This window comes from Massilia haematophila (genome assembly GCF_042647645.1).
GTDB lineage: Bacteria > Pseudomonadota > Gammaproteobacteria > Burkholderiales > Burkholderiaceae_D > Telluria > Telluria haematophila.
Genome location: NZ_JBHRVV010000001.1, coordinates 4,257,599 through 4,273,117, shown reverse-complemented (window position 1 = coordinate 4,273,117; position 15,519 = coordinate 4,257,599). Strand labels below are relative to the sequence as shown.

Annotated in this window: 12 protein-coding genes and 1 pseudogene; 3 read left to right on the top strand and 10 right to left on the bottom strand. The window is 67.3% G+C overall.

The genetic code is table 11. The features are described 5' to 3' along the window. Window positions 1–3: 3 nt before the first annotated feature. On the top strand, window positions 4–1,755 hold the full coding sequence (dacB, locus tag ACFOPH_RS18965) for a D-alanyl-D-alanine carboxypeptidase/D-alanyl-D-alanine endopeptidase (protein ID WP_312548769.1): 1,752 nt from the start codon (window positions 4–6) through the stop codon (window positions 1,753–1,755). Window positions 1,756–1,861: 106 nt separating this feature from the next. Here the strand turns inward: dacB and ACFOPH_RS18960 are convergent, their stop codons facing one another. The 10 genes and pseudogenes from ACFOPH_RS18960 to ACFOPH_RS18915 form a co-directional block, all read right to left on the bottom strand. After that, window positions 1,862–2,512 (bottom strand): hypothetical protein, encoded by a 651-nt coding sequence (locus ACFOPH_RS18960; protein WP_312548770.1) that lies wholly within the window; start codon window positions 2,510–2,512, stop codon window positions 1,862–1,864. A gap of 349 nt (window positions 2,513–2,861) precedes the next feature. Next, a complete protein-coding gene (locus tag ACFOPH_RS18955; protein WP_379736943.1) occupies window positions 2,862–3,488 on the bottom strand; it encodes a M15 family metallopeptidase in 627 nt (208 codons plus the stop codon). Then, window positions 3,485–4,390 carry a LysR family transcriptional regulator gene (locus ACFOPH_RS18950; RefSeq protein WP_312548772.1) on the bottom strand — a complete coding sequence of 302 codons (906 nt, stop codon included), beginning with the start codon at window positions 4,388–4,390 and terminating at the stop codon, window positions 3,485–3,487. The genes ACFOPH_RS18955 and ACFOPH_RS18950 overlap by 4 nt, the downstream gene beginning before the upstream one ends. Window positions 4,391–4,762: 372 nt before the next feature. Next, window positions 4,763–5,527 (bottom strand): annotated as a pseudogene (locus ACFOPH_RS18945) (N-acetylmuramoyl-L-alanine amidase); the annotation flags it as partial. A 21-nt stretch (window positions 5,528–5,548) separates the two neighbouring features. Continuing rightward, window positions 5,549–6,472 (bottom strand): N-acetylglucosamine kinase, encoded by a 924-nt coding sequence (locus ACFOPH_RS18940; RefSeq protein ID WP_379736942.1) that lies wholly within the window; start codon window positions 6,470–6,472, stop codon window positions 5,549–5,551. A gap of 160 nt (window positions 6,473–6,632) precedes the next feature. Beyond that, window positions 6,633–8,246, bottom strand: coding sequence for a glycoside hydrolase family 10 protein (locus tag ACFOPH_RS18935; protein WP_312550335.1), 1,614 nt, complete (start codon window positions 8,244–8,246; stop codon window positions 6,633–6,635). A 26-nt stretch (window positions 8,247–8,272) separates the two neighbouring features. Then, window positions 8,273–9,415 carry an acyltransferase family protein gene (locus tag ACFOPH_RS18930; protein ID WP_312550336.1) on the bottom strand — a complete coding sequence of 381 codons (1,143 nt, stop codon included), beginning with the start codon at window positions 9,413–9,415 and terminating at the stop codon, window positions 8,273–8,275. A 120-nt stretch (window positions 9,416–9,535) separates the two neighbouring features. Beyond that, on the bottom strand, window positions 9,536–10,801 hold the full coding sequence (locus tag ACFOPH_RS18925; RefSeq protein ID WP_312550337.1) for an MFS transporter: 1,266 nt from the start codon (window positions 10,799–10,801) through the stop codon (window positions 9,536–9,538). Between the two features lie 60 nt (window positions 10,802–10,861). Then, on the bottom strand, window positions 10,862–11,743 hold the full coding sequence (gene murQ / locus ACFOPH_RS18920; RefSeq protein WP_379736940.1) for an N-acetylmuramic acid 6-phosphate etherase: 882 nt from the start codon (window positions 11,741–11,743) through the stop codon (window positions 10,862–10,864). A gap of 110 nt (window positions 11,744–11,853) precedes the next feature. After that, entirely contained in the window at window positions 11,854–12,597 is a 744-nt protein-coding gene (locus ACFOPH_RS18915) for a GntR family transcriptional regulator (protein ID WP_312550339.1), read from the bottom strand. A gap of 179 nt (window positions 12,598–12,776) precedes the next feature. Between ACFOPH_RS18915 and ACFOPH_RS18910 the strand changes: the two genes are divergently transcribed. Next, window positions 12,777–14,105: a serine hydrolase domain-containing protein gene (locus ACFOPH_RS18910; protein ID WP_379736939.1), complete on the top strand. Its 1,329-nt coding sequence runs from the start codon at window positions 12,777–12,779 to the stop codon at window positions 14,103–14,105. A 145-nt stretch (window positions 14,106–14,250) separates the two neighbouring features. Continuing rightward, a complete protein-coding gene (locus ACFOPH_RS18905) occupies window positions 14,251–15,498 on the top strand; it encodes a D-amino acid dehydrogenase (RefSeq protein ID WP_379736938.1) in 1,248 nt (415 codons plus the stop codon). The last annotated feature ends 21 nt before the right edge of the window (window positions 15,499–15,519 follow it).

Sequence of the window (15,519 nt, the reverse complement as noted above, 5' to 3'; positions counted from 1 at the left end):
GCCATGTTTCCTCGTCTCGCGCTTGCCGCCGCCATCGTCGCCTGCCTGCCCGCCTGCGCTCCATTGCAGCAGGCGCCAGCCGGGTTGCCGCAACAGCAAACGCAGCCCCAGCCGCAACCACGTCAGCCGGCCCCCGTGGCGCAGGCGGTGGGCGGCCTGCCGGCGCCGGTATTGCAGCTGCTGGGCCAGCACGGCATTGCGCCGGAATCGGTGAGCGCGCTGGTGCTGCGCGGCGACCAGGTGGTGCTGGCCCACCATGCCGAGCGCCCCATGCAGCCGGCCTCGACGATGAAACTGGTGACGACCCTGGTCGGCCTGGAGCAACTGGGCCCGGTGTTCCGCGGCCGCACCGAACTGCTGAGCAATGGCGAAGTGAAGAATGGGGTGCTCAAGGGCGACCTGGTGCTGAAAGGCGGCGCCGACGTTGACCTGTCGGGCGAGACGCTGGAAGCCATGCTGCGCGCGCTGCGCCTGTCCGGCATCACGCGCATCGACGGCAACCTGGTGCTCGACCGCGCCGTGTTCAATCCGGCCCGCGGCGACCTCGGTCAGCCACCCTTCGACGAGGCACCCGAGGCCTATTACAACGTCATCCCGGACGCGCTCCTGATCAACAAGAACATGCTGCAGGTCGACATGCGCTCGGACGGCAAGCGCCTGCAACTGGACATGCAACCGGCGCTGGCCGGCGTGCGCATCGAGTCCGCCATGAAACTGATCGAGGCCGAATGCGCGCGCTGGGAAGACGGCTGGCGGCTGCCGCAAGCGGTCAAGCAGGCAGACGGCCGCGTCAAGGTCGTGCTGAACGGAACCTTCCCGAAAAATTGCAGCAAGACCTACAGCATCAACGTGGTCGACCGCGACGACTACATCGATGGCCTGTTCCGCCTGAAGTGGACACAGCTCGGCGGCAAGCTGGACGGCAAGACGGTCGAGGGCAGCGCACCGTTCGATGCGCGCCTGCTGGCCGCGCACACCGCGCGCGCCTTGCCGGAAATCGTGCGCGACACCAACAAGCCCTCGGACAACGCGCTGGCGCGCACCCTGTTCCTGAGCCTGGGCGCGCTGGAAGCCGATCCGGTACTGGGCAGCCGCCCGCTGCCCGCCATGCCCGGCCAGACCACCCATGCGCGCGCCGACGGGGCGGTGCGCAACTGGATGCGCGGGCATGGCATCGACGACAGCGGCTTCGTCATCGAGAACGGCTCGGGCCTGTCGCGCATCGAGCGCATCAGCCCGCTGCAGATGGGCGGTTTGCTGAAGGCTGGACTGCGCAGCAACTGGGCGCCGGAATTCCAGGCCAGCATGCCGATCGCCGCCATGGACGGCACCCTGCGCCGCCGCCTGCAAGGCACCGCCGCCGCCGGCCGCGCGCGTTTGAAGACCGGGACGCTGCGCAACGTGGTGGCGCTGGCCGGCTATGTACCGGACGCCGGCGGCGCGCAGAACGTGGTGGTGATTATGGTGAACGACGAGCGCGCCGGCGAAGGCCGCGGACGCGCCATTGCCGATGCGCTGGTCGACTGGGTGGCGCGCTCGGGCGTGGCGCCTGGCGTGGGCACGGTACAGGCAACGGCAACGGCGACGGCAACCGCGCCGCGTCTGTCGCCGGTAACGGCAACCGCGCCAGCGACGACGCCGACGGCAGCAGCAGGAGCAGGAACAGCAGCAGGAGCCGCCGCAGCAGGAGCAGGAGCAGCAGCAGCGGCGGAGCCGGCAAGCATGTCAGCCGCACCGACGCCGACGCAACGCTAAGCGCGCACCACGGCCCTGCTCACGCTGCGGGGCCATGCAGGCCAGGCATCATCAGGGTGAAATATTCTTTCAATAACGGGCTCCTCATGAAAGAATATTTCAGGCATCAAGGTTTCGATGTCTGGCTGCCACGCGGCGCCACGCCGACCGGCTCCAGCCAAGGCGCCCCGGCCACTTCGGGCTTGGCTTCGACCAGCGCCACCTGTGCATTCGTGGTTTCGCGGATCGTGCGCACGATGTCGAGCATGGTCCTTTCCGCGTACTTGTCCGGCGTGCCGAGCACGTAGTTGGCCGCGCGCCGCGGCCATTCCATCCAGCCGCCTTCCTTCTTGACGAAGGCCGCGTACATGTCGAGGTGATAGCCGCCCTTGTAGGGGTAGAGGCAGGCGACGATGTTCATGTCCTGCCCGCCGCGCACGTCAGGCGCGGCCTTGGCCGTCCAGCTGGCGCCTTCGCAACTCGGACCGCGCGCCGGCACCGTGCCCGGCGGCGCACCGGCGAGGTCGGGCATCTTGAAGCGGCCCGGCTGGTCCTGCACCTCGGCGTTCTCCGGCGTGGCCAGCGTGGCGTTCTTGACGTTGCGGCTGAGGCCCTCGCTGGCGGCGCGCGCCACCGCCTGGCCCTGGGCATCGGTCTTCAGGTCGAAGACGCGGATGTATTCGACCGTGCGGTCGCGCGACGCGAACATGTTGCCGCTGCCGGTGCTGCAGCCCGCCAGCGTGGCGGCCACGGCGACGGCGATCATCGAAGCTTTCATTACGCACCTCTCTGTCCGTTGGGGATGGAATGTTTTCGCGGGGAAGAAGCGGCCTGGGCAGTCAAGCAGGCGCGTCAAATCTTCCCTTGGTATTCATCGATTGTCCGGGCGGGATGAAGAGGAAGGCTGAGAAAACTCAAGTGTGTGCGGGCGCACGATAGCGTTGGGTGGGGATGGGGTGGTGTGGCGGATGGCGAAAATTCGCCGTCGTGCAAAGGGTGAGACCGCGTGGGCACGAGTGCCCACCCTACGAAACCCGTGCGCAGTCGTAGGGTGGGCTCTTGAGCCCACGCGGTTTGACGGTCAACGATGCGGCAAAGCGTGATGTGGATGCGTGCGGGCGATCAGGTCACAACACGCGCCGGAAGGTCGCGCGCACGACGTCGCGGTCGCCGCAATCGAAATGCCACCACTCGGTGCGGATGCCGACGAAGCCGGCCTGGAACATGGCGTCGCGCAGCAGCTGGCGGTTGGCGACCTGCTGCTCGGTCAGCCTGCCGGCGGCCAGGAAACCTTCTTCCAGCGCCGGGTGCGACAAGTCCGTCATGTCGTCGAAGCCGGTGCCCATATCGAGCTCGCGGCCCTCGGGATCGAGGATGGTGATGTCGAGCGCCATGCCATAGGAGTGGATCGAGCCGCGCGCCGGGTCGGCCAGGTACATTTGAAGGCCGGTGCCCGCCAGGGCGTCCCACAGCTGCTGCTGCACGCGCTGCGGGCGCAGGGCGTCGAGCACCAGCGCGGTGTGGCCGGGCGCGCGTGCGGCGAGATACGCCACCACCTTTTCCAGCGCGGCGGCGGCGTCGCGGTGCAGCCAGGCGCAATCGAAAGGCGAATACAAATCGCGGCCGACGAAGTTGTTGGCGCCGGCGTAGCGCAAGTCGACGCGGATGCCCGCGATCGACGACAGGTGGCGGAATTCCGGACTGCGCGCGATCTCTTCGCTGGCGACCGTCGCACCTGTTGTTTCCATACTCATGCACATCCTCGTTCGAGACAGGCGCGGGCGGTCGCGCCGATACAGTTGGCCAGTTCGCGCGCGCCGTGCGACAGCGGCGCGTGGCTGGCGGTCAGCAGGTAGAGCTGGACCGGCATCGCCGGTGCCCACTGGCGGCGCTGCACCTTCTCGGGCGCGGCCGAAGCGGCCGTGAACGGATCGAGAACGGCGGTGCCGGCACCGGCTTCCACCAGCGAGCGCGCGATCTGGTAGGTCTGCACCACGGTGCGGAACACCGGCTGCATGTCCTGCGCTTCGCAGGCGGCGACCACGATCTCGCCCAGCGGGTCGTTGTCGGCCAGGCCGATCAGCTCGCCCGTCAGGCATTCCGGGCCGATCGGCTGGGCGCACTCGGCCTCGGACCAGGTGCCGGCGGGCGCCATCACCGTCATCATCCCCTGCGCGATCGGCTCGGCGACGATGCCGGGATGGCGCGGGTCCTGCAGCGACAGCGCGAGATCGGCTTCGCCCAGGCGCAGCGCGTTGACGATCTCGCTGGTGTGGAAGGTGGCCAGCTCGCAGCGCGTTTCCGGGAAGTCGCGCCGCCACAGCGTCATCGCCTGCGGCAGCACGCTGATGGCCAGGGTCGGGGTCGACACCAGGCGCACCGTCTCGTGGGCGCGGCCCTTGAGGCTGGCGGCCAGGCGGCGGATGCCCTGCAGGTCGCGGTTGAGCTTTTCGGTTTCGGCGAACAGGCGGTGCGCTTCCGGCTTCGGATACAGCTTGCCGCGTACGCGCTCGAACAGCGGCATGCCCAACTGAAGCTCGGCATGCTGCAGCACTTTCGTCACTGCCGGCTGGGAGATGTGGAGAACCTGGGCGGCACCGCTGATGGTGCCGACCTGCATGATGGCGTGGAACACTTCGATATGACGCAGACGCATTGCTTCAATCCTTCAATGAGACGTCCGCGCCAGGCGCGGACCGGTCGAAGGATACAGGGAATACCCAGGCATGGCGAGGCGTCACTGTGGGTTTGCCGCAACCGGCACGGTGGCCGGCGCGGCCGGGGTGGTGGTCGCCGGCGGCACGCTTGGCACTGGCGGCACCGGGGTCGCCGGCTGGGCCGGCGCTGCCGGCGGAATGGCCGGTGTCGGCGGCACGGCCGGAGTGGGCGGCACGGCGGGCACGGGCGGCGTCGCCGGCGGCAGCGGCGCGCCCGGGTTCACCGGGGGCACGCCCGGCACCGGCACGGTAATCACCGGCGCGGCCGGCGCCACCGGCACCGCCGGCAGCGGCGCGTTGGCCGGGGTGGTCAGCACTTCGAGCAGGGCCGCGGTTTCCGCATCCGGCTCGCCGGCGATGTTGGCCGGGCGGTATTTCATCTGGAAGGCGCCGATCACGGTGCGGGTCGGCTGGTCGAACACGCCGCTCTGGGCCAGCGCGAAGCCATGCTGGGCCAGCTTCTTCTGGAACCAGACGGCATCCGGCACCGCGATGTCGAACACCTGGCGCACGGCGGCGACGCGGTTCGCGTCCGGCCACACGACCAGGCCGGCCTGGGCCAGCTGGTGCCACGGGAACAGCGGACCGGGGTCCTGCTTGCGCAGCGGGGCGATGTCGCTATGCGCGACCACGTTTTCCGGCGCGATCTTGTGGCGGGCGACGATGTCCTTCACCAGCGGGACCAGGACATCGATCTGCGACTGCGGGAAGGGCGCGAAGACGCGGCCCTGCGGCGTGTCCTTCCAGCCGGCGTTGACGATCTCGATGCCGATCGAGCTGTTGTTCAGCTGGGTATAGCCTTTCCAGCTCGAGATGCCGGCGTGGTAGGCGGTGCGGGTCTCGTCGACCAGGCCGTAGACGACCGGATTCGGGTCGTCGGTGACCAGGTAATGCGAGCTGACTTCCTTCTCGGTCAGGATCTTCAGCGAGGCCGGCTTGTCGGCGACGGTGTAGTGCAGCACCAGGAAGCGTACGCGGCTGGCCTGGCCTTTCGCCGTATAGGTCTTGTCGATGCGCGGCCCGGTGGCGCAGCCGGCCAGCAGGGCAATCAGGAGGGTGGCACAGAGTTTTTTCATCGCAGGTCCGAAAGGTAAAGATTATTGGGCGGCGCCATCGCGCGCCGCCAGGCGGGCGGCGGCATGGTGGGCGCGCATGGCGGTCTGGGTCAGCGCGACCCCGGGCGGCAGGGCGGCGCGCATGGTGGCGGCAATCGACGGATGCAGTTCGGCGGCACGGCCGGCCAGCGCCACCGGACGCGGCCCGAAGCGCGCGACCAGGGCGTTCGCCAGGCGCGCCAGCTCACGGCCGGCGTCCCGCAGGATGGCAGCGGCTGCGGGGTCTTGCTCGGCGCTGGCGGCAACGGCCAGCGCCAGCTTGCCGACCTCGCCGCGTTCCTGGCCGTAGATGAACTGGCGCGAATACGCCCAGTCCGCGCCGCCGACGTGCTCGAACACGGCGTGCGCCATCGGCGACGCCTTCCAGCAGTCCGGGCATTCGTCCTCGTTGCGCCAGATGTGGCGCAGCGCTTCGCGCGCGATCCAGAAGCCGCCGCCGCCATCGTCGAGCACGACGCCGCGCCCGCCGGCGCGGTGGAATTCGCCATCGGCATCGATGAAGGCGCCGATCGAGCCGGTGCCGGCATACACCAGGTAGCCTTCGCCAGGGGCGAAGCTGGCGCGGTAGGCGATCTCGATGTCGTTGCAAAGGGCGATGGCGCCTGGGTTGACGCCGAGCAGTTCGGCCAGCCAGGCTTGCAACTGTTCGCCGTCGCCGCCGAAGCCGGTCAGGCCGGCGCGCACGCGCTGCGGGCGGGCACACGCCAGCACCTGGCGCGCCAGCTCTTCGAAGGTGGCGCGCACGGCCTGGCGGCCGTCGTTGCTGCCCATCTGCAGGGCCGACAGGCCGGATACGATGCCTTCGGCCAGGAGCGTGCCGTCGGCCTGCGCCAGGGACCAGCGGGTCTGGGTGCCGCCGGCGTCGATGCCGAGGCCGATGGCGGGTGCTTGATGGTGGTTCGACATGGTGCGAAGTGTCAGTCTTGCGGGTGGCTGGGGCGTGTGAACGCTGGAGTTGTCGTGGTGTGCTGCGTGTCGTACCGCGTGGGTTCAAGAACCCACCCTACCAAACCGGTTTTCGTAGGGTGGGTTCTTGAACCCACGCGGTCTCACCGCATGATCAACGCTACTGCTTGCGATACACCTGCACCCGCTCGCTCTCGTTGCCGAGCCGGTCGACCGCGCCGACGAATATCGCGTCGGCGGCGCCGAGGCGTGCATCGTCAGCCAGCTTCCAGTCCACCGTCGACGCCGGCACCACGTGGAACTTCCACTCGTTGCCGTGGCGCTCCCACACCGTGAACAGCGAATTGGCCTTGCCGGCCTTGAGCTTCAGGGCCACGCCTTTCGCGGTGCGCGTCGCCGTCGCCTGCGGCAGGCCCGGCTTGTCGCTGCCCAGCCAGGGCGTGGCCGGCACCAGCGCCGGGGTCGCGTAGAGCTGGGTGCGCAGCTGGTCGCTGATGCCCTTGCGGTTCTGCGTCAGCGCGGCCATGCTGAAGTGTACGTGACCGCCGGCCTGCGGGCGCGCACGGGTTGCGCCGATCTGGTCCAGGATTTCCTGCGGCTGGTAGTCCTTGGTCGGGGCGCCGATGCGGCTGGTGTACAGGCCCGGCCAGATGTGGCGGCCCATGCTGTTCTGGCCGATCCAGTAGTCGAGCAGCACGTCGTAGGCTTGCGCCTTCTGGCTGCGCGCCCAGTACAGCTGGGGCGTGAAGTAGTCCAGCCAGCCGTTCTGCAGCCACAGCTCGGCGTCCGCATACAGCTTGTCGTACTGCGAGAAGCCGGCAATGCCCGGCGGGCGGCGGTCCGGACGGCCCAGGCCGAAGGGGCTGATGCCGAAGCGCACCCAGCTCTTCTCGCGGTGGATGCCCTTGTACATGTCCTCGATCAGGCGGTTGACGTTGTCGCGGCGCCAAGAGGCGCGGTCGAGCTTGCCGCCACGGGCAAGGTAGCGCTCCCAGGCCGGGGTGTCGGGGAAGTCCAGCTCGGCCTTGGTCGCCGGCTTGCCGTCGAGCGCGGCCTGGTTGCCGGCCACCGCCGGGGTCGCCTCGATCGGGTAGGGGTAGAAGTAATCGTCGATGTGGACGCCATCGATGTCGTAGCGGCGTACCACGTCCAGCACCACGTCGAGGGTCTGCCTGGATGCCGATTCCTCGGCCGGGTCCATCCACATGAACTTGCCGTAGCGTTTCACCGCCGTTGGGTTGGCGCGGGTGATGTGGTTCGGCGCGGCCGGCGAACGGGCATTGTCGTGGCGGGCGCGGTAGGGGTTGAACCAGGCGTGCAGTTCGAGGCCGCGCGCGTGGGCCTCGGTGACCCAGAATTTCAATGGATCGTACCAGGGCTGCGGCGCCTGGCCCTGGGTGCCGGTGAGGTATTCCGACCAGGGCTCGATCTTCGAAGCGTAGATGGCGTCGGCCGAGGGGCGCACCTGCAGGATGATGGCGTTCATGTTCATCGCCTTGGCGCGGTCGAGGATCGCGATCGCCTCGGCCTGCTGCTGGGCCGCGCTCAGGTTCTGCTTGGTCGGCCAGTCGATGTTGGCCACCGTCGAGACCCAGGCGGCGCGGAATTCGCGCGGCGCCGCCGGCGGCACGTCGCCGGGGGCAATGATGCTGCCGTCCGGCGTGGCGGCGCTGCGCGTTCCGGGCGTCGAGCAGGCGCCCAGGAAGCCACTCATGGCCAGTACGCCGGCGACGCCGGCCAGCGCGAACGCGCGTCGTTTCTTATCAGCTTGCACTACCGCTCCCCTATGCTTATCGATGTTTATACTTTGACGAACCACTTCCGGCGCCACATGAACCAGGCGATCGCGAACATGCAGGCGTTGAACAGCAGCGCATGCAGCAGCGACGTATTCAAGGCCCCGATCGGCAAATCCCTGATCGGCGCATACAGGCTGCGCCCGAGCGACAGCGTGCTGCCGTCGGGCTGGGCCAGCTTGATGAAGCCGAGCATTTTCGCTAGCAGACCCGAGAACGCGAAAATGAACAGCGCATTCATGCCGTAGATCTTGAACGGATGGGTCCAGCGCGCCGCCGCCTCGCGTACCGCGGGGTAGGGATTAACGTCGAGCAACCAGAAGAAGGCGCTGAATAGTAGCAAAGCCCAGCCGGTCATCAGGAAACAATAGGACGGCGTCCACAGGCTTTTGTTGATCGGCATGAGGACGCTATCGAGAATCACGCCGAGCCAGAGGCACAGCAGGCCGGCCAGCAGCATCCAGACGATCTGCTCGGTGCGATTGATCTTCGAGAGCAGGAAACGTCCCGCCAGCACGCCGAACAGCTGGCTGCACAGCGCGGGCAGGGTGCTGAACAACCCCTCCGGATCCCAGGTCTTCGATTGCGCCCACATGTGACCGTCGAGCACCATGCGGTCGATCCAGGCGCCGAAATCCTTGCCCGGTTCGAGCACGCCGGCGCCGATGCCGGGCACCGGATAGAACAGCATCAGCGCGCTGTACACGGTGAGGAGGAAACCGATGATCGCCAGCTGCATGCGCCAGCCGCAGTAGACGACGATGGGCGCGGCCAGCAGGGTGCACAGGGCGATACGCTGCAGCACGCCCGGGATGCGTACCTTGTCGAAATTGAAATACGGGATCAGGTTCAGCAGGAAGCCGATCAGGAAGATCAGCAGCGCGCGCTTGGCCAGTTTCAGCAGCAGTCCCGGCTTGTCGGCGCCCGCTGCCGCCAGGCGGCCGAGCGACAGCGCCATCGAAACGCCGCCGATGAACAGGAAGAAGGGGAAGATCGCATCGGTGAAGGTCCAGCCATGCCAGGGGGCGTGGGCCAGTTGCGAATACAAGTTGCTCCAGTCGCCGGGATTGTTAACCAGCACCATGGCGGCGATGGTGAAGCCGCGGAAGGCGTCGAGCGAATTGAGGCGGCCGGTGGGGTCGCTCATTGGTACATTGTCTCCATCTTGTTATTTATTGTTGGCGATCGTGTTTTGCACACGTTCATTGAACGCGTGGGCAGGAAAACCTGCCCACGCGTCCAACCGGCCTTCGTGTCACTACGCTGCTTACTTCTTCCCGAACTCCGGATCAATCTTCACCAGCGCCGCCATGATGAAAGCCGGAATCGTCGCCAGGCAGGTCCAGATGAAGAAATTCTTATAGCCCAGGAATTCCTGCAGCGCGCCGCTCCACATGCCCGGCACCATCATGCCCAGCGCCATGAAGCCGGTGCAGATCGCGTAGTGCGCCGTCTTGTGCTCGCCCTCGGCGACCATGATCATGTACAGCATCATCGCGGTGAAGCCGAAGCCATAGCCGAACTGTTCAATCGCCAGGAAGGCCGAGATCAGGTAGAAATTGGTCGGCTGGGCCTGCGACAAGTAGACGAACACCAGGTCCGGCAAATGCACCGCGAACACCATCAACCACAGGCAGCGCTTCAGGCCCAGGCGCGAAATCAGGTAGCCGCCGGCCAGCCCGCCGATGGTGAGGAAAATGATGCCGATGGTGCCGTAGGCGATGCCGTACTGGGCCGTGGAGAGGCCGAGGCCGCCTTTTTCGATCGGGTCCTTCAGGAAGGGCGCCACGAGCTTCAGCAACTGCGATTCGCCCAGGCGGAAAGTCAGAATAAAGCCGAGGATCAGCCAGATGTCGCGCTTGCGGAAGAAGGAAGCGAAGGTGCCGAAGAATTCGCGCAGCGGGTTTTCGCCGCGCGCCACGGCGTGGTCGGCCTCGGGACGCGGCAGCACCATCTGGTGCCAGGCGAAGGCCAGGGCGAACATGCCGGCCAGCACGAAGAACACGATCGACCAGGCCTGGTGCGCATCGTTCAGGCTGACGGCCAGGTAGCCGGCCAGCACCACCAGCGGGCCTTGTCCGGCCAGGGTCGCCAGGCGATAGAAGGTGCTGCGCACGCCGACAAAGGCGGCTTGGTCCTTCTGGCGCAGGCCCAGCATATAAAAGCCGTCGGCGGAAATGTCGTGGGTGGCGGAACTGAAGGCCATCAGCCACATCACGGCCAGGCTGACGCTGAAGAACACGGGCAGATGCAGCACCATGCCGACCGCCACCAGCGAAGCGGCGACCACCAGTTGCAGCGCCACGGTCCAGCCGCGCTTGGTGCCGAACATGTCGACCACCGGCGACCACAGGGGCTTGATCACCCAGGGCAGGTAGAGCAGGCTGGTATAGAAGGCGATGTCGGTATTCGAGATCCCCAGGTCCTTGTACATGATGACCGACAGCTGCATCGCCACCACGTAGGGAATGGCCTGGGCAAAATAGAGCGACGGCACCCACAGCCACGGACTTTTCGCTTGCGAAGTTTGCATAACTCTTTCGTGATCGGGTCAGAGAAAACCGTGCCCGGCAGCGCCGGCGCGGCCCTGCCTTTACACGGCCAGGGCTTGGCGCACGCTGCCGCGGGCCGCTTCCAGCAAGGCCCGTGCTTGCTCGACACCGGTTTGTTTGGACAAGGCCACGATCGCGGTCTTGACGTGGAAATCGCACTGTTCCAGCACGGCGCGGGCGGCGTCCTCGCTGGCGCCGGTGGCGAACGAGGTCAGGCGGATGGCGCGGCGTACCAGCTTGGCGTTGGTAGCCTTCAAGTCTACCATCAGGTTCCCGTAAACCTTGTTCAAACGCACCATTAATGCGCTGGAAAAACTGTTCAGGGCAATCTTCTGCGAGGTGCCGGCTTTCAGGCGGGTGCTGCCGGAGATGACTTCCGGGCCGGTGTCGAGGGTGATGCCGATCTCGGCCTCGTTGGCGATCGGCGCATCGGTATTGTTGGCGAAGCCGATGGTCAGCGCGCCCAGTTCGCGCGCGCGGCGCAGCGCGCCCAGCACATAGGGGGTGCCGCCGGAGGCCGCGATCAGCAGGACGACGTCGTCGGCCGTGACGTTCACCGAGTCGAGGTCGGCCGCGCCCTGCACCGCATCGTCCTCGGCGCCTTCGACCGCGACGAACATGGCGTCGGTGCCGCCGGCCAGCAGGGCGACGGCGCGGCCATGCGGCCAGGAGAAGGTGGGATAAAGTTCCACGCTGTCGAGCACGCCCAGGCGGCCCGAGGTGCCGGCGCCGACGTAGACCAGGCGTCCGCCCGCTTCCACCCGCGGCAGCGCGGCGGCCACGGCGGCGGCCAGGCGCGGCGCCGCGGCGCGCACCGCGTTGACCGCGTTGAGCTGGTCATCCACCAGCGCGTTCACCAGCTCCGTGGTCGGATATTGGTCGAGCTCGGCATGGTCCTGGGCTGGGGTTTCGGTCTTCAGCATGATCGCGGTGGTCCAAACGGGATTATCGATAAAACCAGTGTAATACCAATTACGCAGGGCATCCCATGAAAGGAAGGGCTGTCGTTATGTCCAAAAGTTATGCCCAAACCTTATGCCGGCGCCCGGCGTAGTTCCGCGACGAAATCGTAATAATCGCTGCGGCAGTAGGAATGGGTCAGCTCGACGGCGACGCCCGACTCCAGGTAACCGACACGGGTGATGAACAGCACCGCCTGCCCTTCCGGCACGCCGAGGCGCTCGGCCAGTTCCTTCGAGGCGTTCATGGCGCGGATGTGCTGCAGGGCGCGTACCGGCACCTGGCCGCCGCGCTCGAGGTGGGCGTACAGCGAATGCGACACTTCCTGCGGCTGCGGCAGGATGCTCGCCGGGATCACGCTGGTCTCGTAGGCCATCACGACTTCGTCGGCCAGGCGCAGGCGTTCCAGGCGCGCCACCCGCGCCCCGGGCGACAGGCCCAGCGCCAGCTGCTCGTCGGCGTCGGCCGCCACCACCTCGCGTTTCAGCCAGTGCGAATTCGGCGTATAGCCGCGCTGCTGCAGCTGCTCGGAAAAGCTCGACAGGTTCGACAGCGGCTGCTCGATGCGCGGCGCGATATAGTTGCCCGAACCGCGGCGGCGCACCACCAGGCCCTGCTCGACCAGCTGGTCGATCGCCTTGCGCGCAGTGACGCGCGAGACGTCGAGCTGCTCGGACAGGGTGCGCTCGGACGGTAAAGCCTGGTCGGCCTGGTAGCGGCCCTCGCGCACGTCCTGCATCAGCTTGCGCGCGAGCTGCATGTAGAGCGGAGAATTGTCGTTCAGGTCGACCTTGAAGTCGGTGATGGGTTGGTTCATAAGCGCCAAGTGTAAGGGCAGTGCCGCGCTCGCAAGCGGAAATTTGCGTGCGCACGGGCCATCATGCGCAGTTTTGCGCGGCAGCATATCAAAAAGTTATGTGGCGTTCACGGCATTTCATTGGCAAGGGCGGCGGGCGCTGCCTATGCTCGACGCAGACCATACAGGAGAACACAGGCATGAACCAGGGAAGGCGAACGGTACTCGGATTGGCATTGCTGGGCGCGGCCCAGCCGCTGTGGGCCATGGCGCCCGCAGGCGGCTCCGCGGCGCGCAAGCAACTCGAACGCGAACTGGCGGCGATCGCCCAGGACCCGGCCTGCGAGCTGGCCAGCGTGTCGGTGCTGGCGATCCGCGGCGGCAAGCTCGCCTTCGAGGGCGCTGTGGGCCGGCGCCGGATCGGCGCCAGCCCGGCCCAGGACCTGCCGGCCACGCCCGACACCCTGTACCGCATCGCCTCGATCTCGAAGATGATGACCACGCTCGGCCTGATGCGCCTGGTGGAAGACGGCAAGGCCGAGCTCGACGCCGATGTCTCCGCCTACCTCGGTTTCACGCTGCGTAACCCGCACTTCCCGGACCGCGCCATCACCCTGCGCCAGCTGCTGACCCACCGCTCCTCGCTGCGCGACGAGGCCGGCTATTCCTTCCCGGCCGGCACCGCGCTGCGCGACTTCCTGCTGCCCTCGGGTCCCTTGCATGGCGCCGGCGCGATGTGGTCGTCGACAGCCGGGCCGGGCGACTATTTCACCTACTGCAACCTCGGCTGGGGCCTGATCGGCACCCTGATGGAGCGGCTGACGGGCGAACGCTTCGACCGCCTGATGACGCGCCTGCTGCTGCAACCGCTGGGCATCGAGGGCGCCTACAACCCGTCGGAACTGCCGCCGCGGGCGCTGGCGAACCTGGCCACGCTGTACCGCAAGCGCACGGTCGACACCGAGGTCTGGGACGCGGCCGGTCCCTGGATCGCCCAGGTCGACGACTACGCCGCCCGTCCGCCCGCCGCGCCGCCCGGCCTGGACAAATACGTGATCGGCGAGAACGCCACGCCCTTCAGCCCGACGGGCGGCCTGCGCATTTCGGCACGCGGCCTGGGCACCATCATGCTGATGCTGATGAACGACGGCGTGCACGAGCATCGACGCATCCTGCAAGCGGAGACACTCGCGCGCATGTTCGCACGCCAGTGGACGGCCGACGGCCAGGGCGGCAACGGCGACACCTTGAACGGCTTCTTCAATGCCTGGGGCCTGGGCAACGCGCAGTTCCCGGACCAGCCGGGGATGCGCCTGGTCGAGGGCGGCTTCGATGCCGTCGGCCACCTGGGCGACGCCTACGGGCTGGGTTCGGTGTTCGCCTTCGACCCGAAACGGCGGAACGGAATGATCGTCCTGGTCGGCGGCAGCGCGCGCGATCCGGGCAGCCAGAAGGGACGCTATTCGGCGCTCGCCGGTTTCGAAGAAAAATTGCTCACTAACATATTTAACCATGCCATCGTCGGCTAAACCTGCTTTTGTTGGACAGATCTATCCATGATGCATGAAATGTGCATGACCGCCGGTTATGGCGTGACATTTCACTTTCATTGGCACGAAAGGGGTGCCAGCCCCTAAGCTCTTCCTTTATATCAGCAAATAAAAGTGTGTCGGGATGCAGCAAAAGAGGCAGCAAATCATCGTTATCGGTGGCGGAGTCGTCGGCCTGACCTCGGCCTGGTGGCTGCTCGAGGCCGGCTTCGAGGTGAGCCTGGTCGAGCGCGCTCCCGAACTGGCCAGCGGCGCCAGCTACGGCAACGGCGGCCAGCTGAGCTACCGCTACGTGTCCCCGCTGGCCGACGCCGGCGTGCCGCTGAAAGCGGTCCAGTGGCTGTTCCAGGAACACGGGCCGCTGCGCTTCAGGCCAGAAGCCGACCTGCGCCAGTGGCGCTGGCTGGCCAGCTTCCTCGGCCAGTGCACGGCTGCGGCGAATCGCCGCACCACGGCCAAGCTGCTGGAACTGGGAGAATGGTCGCGCGCCGGCATGCATGAACTGGGATCCATGATCTCGCCCGACGATTTTGCCTGGCGCGACGCCGGCAAGCTGGTGGTCTACCGCTCCTCGAAGATCTTCGAACAGGCCGCCGGCAAGGCCACCGCCGGCGAAATCTGGACCGGCGCCGAATGCGCCGAGCGCGAACCGTCGCTGGCGGCCGCGCGCAGCCTGCTGGCCGGCGGCATCTACAACGCCGGCGAAGCCGTCGCCGACTGCCATGCCTTCTGCATCGCGCTAGCCGAGCGGGTGCGTATCCATCCGCGCTTCAAGGGCTTCATCCATGCCGACGTGGAGCGCATCGTCGCCAACGGCGGGCGCGTGGTCGGCCTCGACACCAGCATCGGCGCGCTAGGCGCCGACGCCTTCGTGCTGGCGGCCGGCATCCAGAGCCGCAACCTGGCGTTTCAGGTCGGCATCGACCTGCCGCTGTACCCGCTCAAGGGCTACAGCCTGAGCGCGCCGATCCGCCCGACCGACACCGGGCCGCAGATCAGCGTGACCGATTTCGAGCGCAAGGTGCTGTACGCGCGCATCGGCGACAAGCTGCGCGTGGCGGCCATGGTCGACATGGTCGGCGAAGACCTCACCCTCAACCCGAAGCGCGTCGCCAGCCTGACGCGGCAGGTGCGGGAAACCATGCCGCACGCGGCCGACTACAGCCGGGTGTCGGCCTGGGCCGGCCTGCGCCCGGCGACGCCGAACAGCGCGCCCATCATCGGCGCCACGCCGCTGTCGAACCTGTGGCTGAACGTCGGCCACGGGCCGCTCGGTTTTACCTTTGCCGCCGGCACGGCGCGCATCCTGGCCGACCTGGTGCAGGGCAAGAGCCCGCCGTTCGCGCTCGAGATGCTGGCGCTGCGGGGCTGAGCGCTGTGCGTACGGCGGCCG